This is a genomic window from uncultured Vagococcus sp. (assembly GCF_963518325.1).
Taxonomy (GTDB): Bacteria; Bacillota; Bacilli; order Lactobacillales; family Vagococcaceae; genus Vagococcus_D.
Window position 1 is genome coordinate 65,225 of the sequence record NZ_CAUQJB010000014.1, and the last position, 12,004, is coordinate 77,228.

11 protein-coding genes are annotated in these 12,004 nt (G+C 39.8%); 8 read left to right on the forward strand and 3 right to left on the reverse strand.

Annotation, left to right across the window (positions count from 1 at the left end; all coding sequences use genetic code 11):
- Nucleotides 1-77: 77 nt before the first annotated feature.
- On the reverse strand, nt 78-1,427 hold the full coding sequence (locus RWN13_RS12775) for an MATE family efflux transporter (RefSeq protein ID WP_314064162.1): 1,350 nt from the start codon (nt 1,425-1,427) through the stop codon (nt 78-80).
- 269 nt (nt 1,428-1,696) lie between these two features.
- Between RWN13_RS12775 and trxB the strand changes: the two genes are divergently transcribed.
- The 7 genes from trxB to RWN13_RS12810 all read left to right on the forward strand — a co-directional run bounded on the left by trxB (nt 1,697) and on the right by RWN13_RS12810 (nt 7,172).
- Entirely contained in the window at nt 1,697-2,614 is a 918-nt protein-coding gene (trxB, locus tag RWN13_RS12780) for a thioredoxin-disulfide reductase (protein ID WP_314064165.1), read from the forward strand.
- A gap of 85 nt (nt 2,615-2,699) precedes the next feature.
- Nucleotides 2,700-3,872, forward strand: coding sequence for a nucleotidyltransferase (locus RWN13_RS12785; protein ID WP_314064168.1), 1,173 nt, complete (start codon nt 2,700-2,702; stop codon nt 3,870-3,872).
- A gap of 24 nt (nt 3,873-3,896) precedes the next feature.
- On the forward strand, nt 3,897-4,496 hold the full coding sequence (locus RWN13_RS12790) for a YitT family protein (protein WP_314064171.1): 600 nt from the start codon (nt 3,897-3,899) through the stop codon (nt 4,494-4,496).
- Between the two features lie 99 nt (nt 4,497-4,595).
- Entirely contained in the window at nt 4,596-5,312 is a 717-nt protein-coding gene (locus RWN13_RS12795; RefSeq protein ID WP_314064174.1) for a YebC/PmpR family DNA-binding transcriptional regulator, read from the forward strand.
- A gap of 160 nt (nt 5,313-5,472) precedes the next feature.
- The gene (locus tag RWN13_RS12800) at nt 5,473-5,808 is read left to right on the forward strand and encodes a thioredoxin family protein (RefSeq protein ID WP_314064175.1); all 336 of its coding nucleotides are present in this window, start codon (nt 5,473-5,475) and stop codon (nt 5,806-5,808) included.
- Between the two features lie 10 nt (nt 5,809-5,818).
- Nucleotides 5,819-6,142: a DsrE family protein gene (locus RWN13_RS12805; protein ID WP_314064177.1), complete on the forward strand. Its 324-nt coding sequence runs from the start codon at nt 5,819-5,821 to the stop codon at nt 6,140-6,142.
- 775 nt (nt 6,143-6,917) lie between these two features.
- Nucleotides 6,918-7,172, forward strand: coding sequence for a hypothetical protein (locus RWN13_RS12810; RefSeq protein ID WP_314064179.1), 255 nt, complete (start codon nt 6,918-6,920; stop codon nt 7,170-7,172).
- Between the two features lie 49 nt (nt 7,173-7,221).
- On the opposite strand, the gene RWN13_RS12815 is transcribed toward RWN13_RS12810, so the two are convergent.
- Nucleotides 7,222-7,959, reverse strand: coding sequence for an amino acid ABC transporter ATP-binding protein (locus tag RWN13_RS12815; RefSeq protein ID WP_314064181.1), 738 nt, complete (start codon nt 7,957-7,959; stop codon nt 7,222-7,224).
- Nucleotides 7,949-9,394 (reverse strand): amino acid ABC transporter substrate-binding protein/permease, encoded by a 1,446-nt coding sequence (locus tag RWN13_RS12820; RefSeq protein ID WP_314064184.1) that lies wholly within the window; start codon nt 9,392-9,394, stop codon nt 7,949-7,951. Before RWN13_RS12820 ends, RWN13_RS12815 begins: the two co-directional genes overlap by 11 nt.
- Nucleotides 9,395-9,981: 587 nt before the next feature.
- On the opposite strand from RWN13_RS12820, the gene uvrB reads away from it, so the two are divergent.
- Nucleotides 9,982-11,979 (forward strand): excinuclease ABC subunit UvrB, encoded by a 1,998-nt coding sequence (uvrB, locus tag RWN13_RS12825; RefSeq protein WP_314064187.1) that lies wholly within the window; start codon nt 9,982-9,984, stop codon nt 11,977-11,979.
- Nucleotides 11,980-12,004 lie beyond the last annotated feature (25 nt).

Consider the following 12,004-nt stretch of genomic DNA (forward strand, 5'->3'; position numbering starts at 1 on the left):
GTGTCTAACGTGTTTTTGGGTGTTGAAAAGCGGACTCGATTGGCCCCGTGAGTGACAGTGAGTTCCAGCGTGAGAGTTTAGGTAATGGTGGACTTGCTACGCCAGACGCCAGAACGCCAACGGTAAATCATCAAAATACTACGTAAGACTTCGTCGATGGCATAAGCTACCCAGACACCTACGAGTCCCATTTTCAGCCAAATGGCCAGGCCGTAAGAAAAAGGCAGGCTAATAACCCAAAGGACAATCAAACTGCAAACAAGGGGGTACTTAACATCGCCTGTCGCATTTAAACCACTGACCATGACCATGTTGATGGAACGAGCAGCTTCCAAAACAATATCCACAACAAAGACAATTCTAGCAATTTCTATTACTTCATGATTCGTTGTAAAAATGCCCATAATCGGTTCGATAAAAATCAAGGTTAAGGTGCTAATGAGCAAAGAGCTAAGGGTGGCTATAACAATTGTCCGCATGCCGCGAGTATAAGCACGGTCATATTCTTTTGCCCCCACGTTGCGACCGACCATGATTTGATTCCCTTGAGCCAGAGACGCAGCTACCAGATAGACAAATTGAGTGATGGCCGTCACATAGGATTTAGCGATCAACACACTTTGCCCTAACGAAGCTACAATCATGGTTACCACAACTTGTGCCGCCTGATAAGACAAAGATTCTCCAGAGGACGGCAGACCTAAGGTTAAGATATTTTTTAAGTCTGGCAAAGAAAAATTGGCCTTTTTCATTTTTAAGGGATGAAAATTTAGATGTTTAGTCAATAAGACACCAGCAATGATTAAACCAACAGAATTTCCTACAACACTGGCCATAGCTAGCCCTTTCACACCGAAACTAGGCAAACCCATAGGCCCATACAAAGCTACGTAATTCCCAATAACCGCGATAATGCTGGCAGTCATAGGAATTAATAAGGCGGGTCGGGTTAAGCCGTGGCTTCTAAGAATGGCAATAATAGTGGCAGAGATAGAGGAAACGAACAAACTGCCGCCAAATAGTTGTATATACCCTTTGCCAATCTCAACTAGATTAGGTTTTAAGTTCATAAATTGCAATAACTGAGCTGGAAAAAGAATAAAGGCTAAGCTGATTAACAATCCCAATATAACAGAGCCAATCAAGGCTGTTGTGATAATCGTTGGGATTTTTTCCTTTTTCTTCGCACCAATTAGCTGAGCGATGATGATCTGTGCCCCAACAGTAATAAAGCCGTACACGAATACCGATAAATTTAACAGCTGATTAGCAGCTCCGATGGCTGCCACAGCAGGTTCAGAATATTTGGAAATCATAAAGACGTTAATATTTCCGATGGCGACTCGGAGGAATAATTCCACAAAAATTGGCCAACTCAGAAAGAACAGTTCCCGATCGGAAATGGAAATTTTTCTTGAAAACTTCATGATGGCTCCTTTCATTTTACCTGACGATGAAAAATAGTTATTTTGCTCTTCATTGGTTATTTTAAAGAAGTGGGGGCTAATGTCAAGATACTAGGGAATTTAATGGCTTACTATGACCAATTTTGGGCAGAATGCCAAGATTCTTTGACATTAAAGTCAAGAGTCGATTTTCAAATAAGTCGACAGATAATACAGGCAAAAGGGTAGACAAAAAAGGGAGATAACGGTAAAGTAAGGATAGAATTTGAAAAGAAAGAGGATGTACATATATGCGCGACGTAATTATTATTGGAGCAGGACCTGGCGGAATGACCGCGGCTCTTTATGCTTCAAGAGCAGATTTATCAGTCTTAGTATTAGAAGGTGGACTTCCTGGAGGCCAGTTGAATAATACGGCAGACGTGGAAAATTACCCAGGTGTTGGCCTGGTAACTGGTCCAGATTTAGGCATGAAAATGTTAGAGGATTCAAGTAACTTTGGTGCTGAACATGCTTATGGCTTCGTAACAGGTATTGAAGATCACGGGTCGTATAAAACAGTCTTAACAGAAGATGGTAATTACGATACGAAAGTAGTGATTATTGCTGTGGGATCTGAACATCGTAAATTAGGGGTAACCGGTGAAGATGAGTTTAGTGGTCGAGGTGTTTCTTATTGTGCGGTTTGTGATGGGCCTTTCTTCCGCAATAAACACTTAGTGGTTATTGGCGGCGGTGATTCTGCCGTTGAAGAAGGCAGTTATTTAACTCAAGTTGCAGATAAAGTGACCATCATTCATCGTCGTGACGAATTACGGGCTCAAAAGATTTTGCAAGATCGGGCCTTTAAAAATGATAAAATTGAGTTTATTTGGGATACAACGGTGGATGAAATTCTGGGAAGTGATATGAAAGTAACTGGTTTGTCTTTACGTGATGTTAAAACCAATCAGGTCACAGAAATGGCTGCTGATGGTGTTTTCATTTATGTTGGCTTAGATCCCTTAACCAAACCATTTGAAAACTTGGGCATTACCAATGAAGAAGGTTGGATTCCAACAAATGAGAAAATGGAAACAAGCATACCTGGTGTTTATGCCATTGGCGATGTTCGTGAGACAGTCTTACGTCAAATTGCCACGGCCGTTGGCGATGGTAGTATTGCTGGACAAGAAGCATATAAATATATTGAAGCAATGACCGATTAATTATGATAAACTAATAGCAAAGGGAATAGGGAGAGGAATCTTTCTGTTCCCTTTATTTTGTTTGAATGAGAAAAGAGGCTTACCGATGAAAAGTTGTGGTGTTATAACTGAATATAATCCCTTCCATAATGGTCACGCCTACCATTTAAAAAGAGCCAGAGACGTTAGTAGGGCTGAGGTAGTTGTTGCAGTTATGAGTGGCAATTTCCTGCAGCGAGGAGAGCCAGCCATTATTGATAAGTGGCAGCGGGCGGAAGTTGCCCTTACCCACGGAGCTGATTTAGTCATTGAACTGCCTTTTGCTTATGCCGTTCAATCGGCTGATTATTTTGGTTTTGGGGCAGTTAAGCTACTACAAGCCCTCGGCGTCGATTCTCTTTGTTTTGGCACGGATTCTGATGAAACCTTGGATTATCAGGCTTTTGCTGAATTTAATCAAAGCCATCAAGTAGAATTAGCGCAAGCTTTTCAAGAGATTCGTAATAATGGCATGAACTATCCTCAGCAAATGACGGAAGTTTATCGCAAGCTATTACCAGAATGGCAATTAGATTTTCAGACTCCTAATCATATATTAGGCATGAGTTATGCCAAAGCCAACCAAAAATTTACTTCTCCTATGACTCTGTTACCGATTAAACGTGAAGTAAGCCATCATCACCAAGAAAAAATCGAGTCTTTTGATTTTGCCAGTGGCACTGCGATACGTAAGGCCACTTTATTAGGGGATTTTCGACAAATCGAAAGGGTGGTTCCCGAAGACACCTATCAACTATTAACAGCTACTAAGTTAGCGTCTTGGGAAGGGGCCTGGCCATTATTAAAGTATCAATTGATGGTAAGCTCTGTGGACCAGTTAGCTAGCTGTTATCAAGTAGTGGAAGGCATAGAGTTCCGCTTAAAAGAAATGGCGGTAAAAGCAAATTCATTTGGGGAGTTTGTCTCTCTGGTTAAGACCAAACGCTTCACTTGGACGCGAATTCAACGCTTGTGTACGTATTTATTAATTCAAGTCAAAGTGGAGGAAATCGAAGAAGTTCGAGAGCACAGTTATTTAAGGATTTTAGGATTTAATGACAGGGGACGCCAGTTTTTAAGCGAGCGACGAAAAGAGATTGAGCTACCAATGGTGACCAATCTTAATAAAACAACTGAGAGCTTATTACATTTGGATATTCGAGCGGGGCAAGTCTATCAATTATTGACAGACAGCAAAGCTCAAGATTATTACCGAAAACCATTGATCAGTTTAGGCTGAACTAACTAAAAAAGAAGTGACAATATGACGAAAGAAAGACTAGTACCTTTAGGGAAGATTGTGGTGGGAAATGTGTTCATGGCCTTCGCCTATGCTAAGTGGATGAAACCCAATACGATTATTAATGGTGGGGTGACCAGTCTGGCCATGATTTTGGAGAAAATAACTAAACTGCCCTTACTTTATTTAACTAATGGAGTCACCTTAGTCTTATTAGCGAGCTGTTATGTGTTTCTCGGCAAAGGGAATTTTTGGCGATCCTTAGTCAGCAGTGTTTGCTACATGATATTATTTAGTTTATTTTATTCCTTACCTTTTGAAGTAAGAGTTAACTTGCCTGTTGATTTTATATTTGCCAGCCTATTTATTGCTATTGGTTATTATTGTTGCATTTCTTCCGACGCTTCAACGGTTGGCATGGATGTGATTGCCTTGGCTATTCATAAACGTTCCCCTCAGGTTAGGGTTGCCATAGCCATCCGCTATATTAATTTCCTTGTTCTGGGGATGGGATTACTAACCTACGGCTGGTTGGCGGTAGGAGTAGGTATTGCTTTTAGCTTTCTTAATTCCTATATACTAAACGTCTTATTGTTAGCTCACGAAAAAGGTTCGTTGCTTTAGAGAACTTTTCTACTAATCAGTAAAAAATGCTTAACAAATGGATGATAAATCAGTATAATGGTAAAGGATAACTATAGAATTAGGAAAGAGATGAAGAATATGGGTCGTAAATGGGAAAACATTAAAGAGAAAAAAGCTGCCAAAGAAGGAAAAACTAGCCGTGTTTATGCGAAGTTTGGAATTGAGATATATGTAGCGGCTAAACAAGGCGAACCAGATCCTCATTTAAATCAAAAACTGCAATTTGTTATTGATCGTGCCAAAACATACAACGTCCCAAAACACGTCATTGATCGTGCGATTGAAAAAGCCAAAGGAACTGGCGATGAAACTTATTCTGAACTTCGCTATGAGGGATTCGGCCCAAATGGTTCAATGATTATCGTCGATGCGTTAACAAATAATGTTAACCGAACAGCTTCCGATGTTCGTTCTGCTTTTGGGAAAAATGGTGGTAACATGGGTGTTAGTGGAGCAGTTGCTTATATGTTTGACAACACGGCTGTTTTTGGATTCGAAGGCGAAAATAGTGATGAGATTTTTGAATTACTGATGGAAGCTGACATCGAAGTCCGTGATGTGATGGAAGAAGCGGGTCAAGTGATTATCTATGCTGAACCAGAAGACTTTAACAATGTGCGTAAAGTTCTGAATGAAAATGGGATTACAGAGTTTACTGTTGCCGAATTAGAAATGATGGCACAAAATGAAGTGACGCTAGAAGGCGATGATCTAGTTAATTTTGAAGGCCTAATTGATGCCTTAGAAGATTTAGATGACGTACAGCAAGTCCACCACAATGTGGAGTTGAATTAATATCATTGGCATGCTAGCTTTTATGGTGAACACAGTTTCTTGATGGAGACTGTGTTTTTTATCGACTCCTTTTTAACTAAGGGATTTTTTTTGCTAAGGAACTTATTATTAGTAAGAAACAAGTTGAACCTTTATAATGAGAACTAAAGGGGGGGATTAGATGTTAAAAAAAGTTGACATGCTGGAGGCACAGCGCTATATTCAGGAAGAGAAGTTGGTTTTTCTTTATATCGGCCAGCCAAACTGTAGCGTTTGTCATAGCTTAAAGCCCCAGATTGACGTATTACTTGAGGCTTATGACGATGTGATCAAGCTTGAAATCGACGCTTTGGCTGCCCCGGAAGTTGCAGAAGCATTTAGCGTATTGACGGTTCCCGTCTTACTGCTGTTTGTTGAAGGACGGGAGTATTTGCGGAAAGCGAGAATTATCAACACTCGTGAATTTTCAGCTGATGTCGCTAAAATTGTGAGAGGGTATCGTGAAATGGTCAGATAGGAGTGGTCAAATGTTAAAGGTAGCTTTTCATGTTAACGAACCAGAAAAATGGTCGGTTGCTTTAGGAAATATTCGTAATTTGTTAAAGGAAACCCAAGAGGCTGACATCAAATTAGTGGTCAATGGCGGGGCAATCACAGGTTATTTGAATAGCATATTAGTCGCAGAAATGACTCAGGAAAGTCAATCTGTTTCATTCGAAGCTTGTCAAAATGCGCTTGATGGCCATGAAATCAAAGTGGCGCAACTTCCTATTTGGGTTAACGTGGTCCCAGCCGGAGTAATCCGATTAATCGAATTACAGCAAGTAGGATATGCTTATATAAAGCCGTGAAAATTTGCTAAGTAAGCTTTTTTAGCGAGAACTCATGGGTTTTGTTGATTTGAGGTAGAGTGACTAAAATAGCCTGTCCCAAGGGAGGCTATATAGTGAAGCAAATACAACTAAGTGCAGCGGACTGGTTGGCGTCTTGTGTATTACTGTTATTGCAGGTGGTATTACCTATCAAAAATGTCAAAATTTGGTTAATTTTACTCAAGTGAGTCGGAACCAGTCAATTAGCATCCGAGACAGAAGAAAAAAAGATTTTTCTTATGACTACATTAAGGAAGGAAACGCAACAGAAAGTGATTTGGAAAAACTAAATAACTGATCATTTTACGATAAATCTAGAGTAATTGATCGGAGTCGATTACTTTTTTAGGTAAAACAGACCATAGTTATTATCTTAAAATTTATCGACAACTATATAATCTTAGTGTAAGGTCTGATAAAGTCATATGTCAAAATATTGACAAACCAATGGAGATTGGTTATCTCTATACATTAAATGATAAGACCTCTGAAGAAATTAGCTTTTACTCAGACGTTGGACTCATTTCCATCAATGTTATTGTGCCTAGAGGACTAGAAGAGATGATTTATGAGGAGTTAGATGAACAATCAGAATCACTGACTTTTTAGGAAGGACTATGCCAATCCTAAAAATGAAAGGAAGCATCGATTGACTATTCGGGACATTCAAGCGGGCAATAAAACGGGTTTTGTGAACCGTTTTCAAAAGTGTGGTATAATTGATTTAGCCAAAGCATAAGTCAAGGAGTGGTAGATGATGGTTATTACCAAAGATCAACGTGCGAATGTCACCTATGTTTTATTTGGTTTCTCAGTTCTGATGTCAGTCATTTTTATTTTTGCTATCGGTCGCTGGCCGGATGAATCATTTCTGGCATACAGCTATGCCGTTACCTTCTTATTCTTAGGAACGGCCTTACTCTCACAGCTGAGATATCGCAAGTTGATTATCTTGAAATGGCTGAGTGTCTGCGTTTTAGTGATTCCTGGTTTAGTCATGCTAATCTAAAAAATTCCCCAAACCATGATAGCGGTTTGGGGAATTTTTTTGAAGGGAATTAAATGTTTAAGACTTTGTCTAGGAAACTTTTCGTCCGTTCATGTTGGGGATTATCAAAGATATCAAGAGGGTTGCCTTCTTCTAAGAATTTACCACCATCTGTAAAAATAACTCTGTCGGCGACTTCTTTAGCAAAACCCATTTCGTGGGTTACAATCACCATGGTCATGCCGTCTTCCGCCAGTTGTTTCATGACTCCAAGGACATCACCGACCATTTCTGGATCAAGGGCGGATGTTGGTTCATCAAAAAGCATGATGTCGGGTTTCATTGCCAAGGCTCTAGCAATAGCTACACGCTGCTTTTGACCACCTGATAAGGAATCTGGATAGGCGTCTCGTTTATCTGCTAAACCGACTTTTGTTAGAAGCTCCATAGCCAATTTACTGGCCTCATCAGGAGTCAGGACTTTTAAATCAGTTGGGGCAAGAACGATATTTTCCAAAACAGTTAGGTGAGGAAATAAGTTAAAGTGTTGGAAAACCATGCCAATGTTTTGACGAACCAGATTAATATCAGTTTTTTTATCCGTAATATCAAAGCCATCAACCACAATCGTCCCGCTAGTCGCTTCTTCTAATTGATTCAAACAACGGAGAAAGGTACTTTTCCCTGAGCCAGAAGGGCCAATTAAGCAAACCACTTCACCATCATTAATCGTAGTACTTAGCTCATTTAGAACAGTATGATCACCGAACTTTTTCACGAGTTTTTCAACAAATACTTTAGTTGCCATTGCGTGACACCTTCTTTTCAATTTGTTTAGATAGTTTAGTTAATGCTGTAATCACAACGAAATACATAATGGAAACGATTAGTAGCACTTTGAAGGCCTGTAAGTTACGAGCCATGATAATCTGACCAGAACGCAGTAATTCCAAAATACCAATAGCAGAAAGTATACTGGTGTCTTTTAAAGTAATGACAAACTGATTAATGAAAGAAGGAATCATAATTTTAAAAGCTTGAGGCAACACAATTTTGACCATGGTCTTACTGTAAGGCATTCCCAAACTACGGGCTGCTTCGGTTTGACCTGACGGAACCGCGTTGATTCCACCACGGACGATTTCTGCGATATATGCACCAGCGTTTAAGCTTAAAGTAATAATCCCTGCGACAACAGGATCCATTTTAATGCCTGCAAAGTTTGAAATGCCTAAGTAGATAAAGAGGGCAAAAACATAAAGAGGGATGCCACGAATAATATCAACATAGACGCTAGCAATTCCGCGCATAACAGCTACTTCAGAAACACTCATTAAACCAAAAATAATCCCTATAATACAAGCAATAATAAAAGAAGCGAAGGTAATTAATAAGGTATATCCAAGACCTTTAAGTAAGGATTGGTAGTTGTTTTTGATAATCCCCATAAAGGTTTGTTCATCTTTGTTATTTTCTGTTGGAGCAGAGATGTACTTGTCGAGAATCATTTGGTACTCACCGGATTCTTTTAACTCGGCTAAGCCTTTGTTAAACATTTCCAGTAGTTCCGGGTTACGATCTTTCTTCACGCCAAATCCGTAACTACCACCTTTTTCATAATCGCCCACTAATTTTAATGGTTGACCTTGTTTGACGGCGTAGCCAATAACAGGATAGTCATCAAAAATGGCATCCACGTTACCAGCACTCAAAACGCTGTACATCACGTCAGCTGTGTCGTAAAGTTTGATTTTATAGCCATATTTCTTTTTGTTTTTTTCGATAAACTCAGAGCTTTCAGTTCCGGTTTTAGCCGCAACTGTCTTCCCTTTTAGATCCTCATAGGAGGTAATCTCGGTGTCTTTTTCAGCAACTGCCATTTGAATTCCACTCTGGAAATAAGGATTGGAGAAGTTAAAACTTTTTTGACGTTCTTCAGTAATCGTCATTCCAGCCATGACACCATCCATTTGTCCAGCTTCTACAGCTTGAACGGCCGAGTTAAAGCCAACAGGTTTGATATCAAAGGTAATGCCATTAATATCTGCAATTCTGTCAAGTAGTTCCATGTCGATACCAATATAATTACCATCACTGTCGGAAAATTCGAATGGTGCAAAGGTAATATCTGTTCCGATAACATAAGTATCTTTCTTTTCTGCTTGTGCAACTTGTGTTCCTACTAGGGAAAGGAAAAGTGTGGTTGCTACAAGAGCTTGTTTCATTATTTTGGGTAATGACATTGTTAAATTCCTCCTTTAAACATATTAGGTCAGTACCCCGATTACTAACCATTAGTATCAGGGCATTTTTTAGCTTGGGGGATAGGCGTTATCTGACAGGTAAGGCTTACCTGAAAATTACCTGTTTAAGCAGATTCCATTATATATTAGAAAAATTAAAATGAAAAGAGAAAGGTTAAAATGAAACAACTTACAGTTTTCTTTCATAGTAAAATGCTGTAACTTTTGTTGCATTTTGGTGGCGAAAATACGTTCGGTATGATAAAATGAAATAGTTGAATAAGGAACACATGTTTCGTTTTTTTTAGAGCGCAGTAGCAGTGTTTAACATAGATTAATGCCCTTAATGAGGAAGACAGAAGAAAGTGAAATTAGGTGAGTGGCTCCTAAGTCGTCTCACTATTTTTACTTTCTTTCAGAATGTGATGATGCCAAAGCATCGGAAAAAGTCAGACCAGCAAAAGGAGGGCCCCTATGGTTAGTGCTTTACTACGTTGTCCCTTATCTCTAACGAATAAATTCGTAAGAATAACGGCAGCACTTACCGATAGTGGACACCGGACCCATAAGCAAAAGGAGGAGATAATGTGATTGAAAGAGAGACAGATCGGAAGTTTGAATTAGTCTCAAAATATAAACCAGATGGCGATCAACCCCATGCCATTAAAGAATTAACGGAAGGGTTAGTCAGTGGCAAAAAAGCTCAGATACTTTTGGGGGCGACTGGTACTGGGAAAACGTTTACCATTTCAAATGTCATTCAAGAAGTCAATAAACCTACCTTAGTTATCGCCCATAACAAAACCCTTGCTGGCCAGCTTTATGGCGAGTTTAAAGAATTTTTCCCTAATAATGCCGTTGAATACTTTGTCAGCTATTACGATTATTATCAACCGGAGGCTTATGTTCCCTCGAGTGATACGTATATTGAAAAAGATGCCAGTATTAATGATGAAATTGATAAACTGCGGCATTCCGCCACGAGTTCTTTACTGGAACGTAATGATGTTATTGTGGTGGCATCGGTGTCTTGTATTTATGGGTTAGGGAATCCAGAAGAGTATCAGGATCAAGTTCTTTCCATTAGAGCGGGGATGGAAATGGACCGCAGTAAATTATTAGAAGAGCTGGTCAATATTCAGTTTGAACGCAATGATATTGATTTTCAACGTGGCCGTTTCAGAGTTCGTGGGGATGTGGTGGAAATTTTTCCTGCTTCTCGTGATGAACATGCCATGCGGGTGGAGTTTTTCGGTGATGAAATCGAACGAATTCGTGAAGTGGACGCCTTAACAGGTGAAATTATGAGCGATCGTGAACATGTGGCAATTTTTCCAGCTAAACATTTTGTGACCAATGATGATCAGATGGAAGTGGCGATTGCCAATATTCAAGAAGAACTGGAATGGCGGTTGAAAATCTTACGGGATAACGATCAGCTGTTAGAAGCTCAGCGACTAGAGCAACGAACAAATTATGACATCGAAATGATGCGAGAAATGGGCTATTGCTCAGGGATTGAAAACTATTCCCGCCATATGGACGGTCGCAAAGAAGGGGAGGCCCCTTATACCTTAATAGATTTCTTTCCAGATGATTTCTTAATCGTAGCTGATGAGTCACATGTTTCTTTACCGCAAATTCGTGGCATGTATAATGGTGACAGAGCTCGTAAACAAATGCTGGTGGATTATGGTTTCCGTTTACCGAGTGCCTTGGATAACCGTCCTTTAAAATTAACTGAGTTTGAAGAACACGTCAATCAGATTATCTATGTATCGGCGACCCCAGGTCCTTATGAAATGGAACAAACCGATACGGTTATCCAGCAAATCATTCGACCAACGGGCTTGCTTGATCCGATTATTGAAGTTCGTCCAATTATGGGGCAAATCGATGATTTGGTCGGGGAAATCAATATGCGAGTCGAGAAAAATGAACGGGTCTTTATTACGACTTTAACGAAAAAAATGTCAGAAGATTTAACGGATTATTTCAAAGAACTGGGAATGAAAGTTAAGTACTTGCACAGTGATATTAAAACCATGGAACGAACGGAAATCATCCGTGACTTGCGTTTAGGCGAGTTTGATGTCTTGATCGGAATTAACTTGTTGCGTGAGGGACTAGATGTGCCGGAAGTGTCTTTAGTAGCGATTCTCGATGCGGATAAAGAAGGTTTTTTACGTAGCGAACGATCACTGGTTCAAACTAGCGGACGGGCAGCCCGTAATTCAGAGGGTAAAGTAATCATGTATGCCGATAAAATTACGGATTCCATGCAGCGAGCGATTGATGAAACGGCTAGACGTCGGAGTATTCAAGAAGCTTATAACAAAAAACACGGGATTGTGCCGACGACCATTATTAAAGAAGTTCGTGATTTAATCAGTATTACCAAAGTGGCAGAAGACGATGGCGAGAAATATGACATTGCGACTGCGTACAATAAGATGAGTAAAGCTGAGAAAGACGATGTGATCATGCGTTTGGAGAAAGAAATGAAAGATGCGGCTAAAGCACTTGATTTTGAGCGAGCGGCCACCTTACGTGATACGGTCTTAGAATTAAAAGCAAGTAAGTAGATAAAAAAATCTTAATAGTAACTGT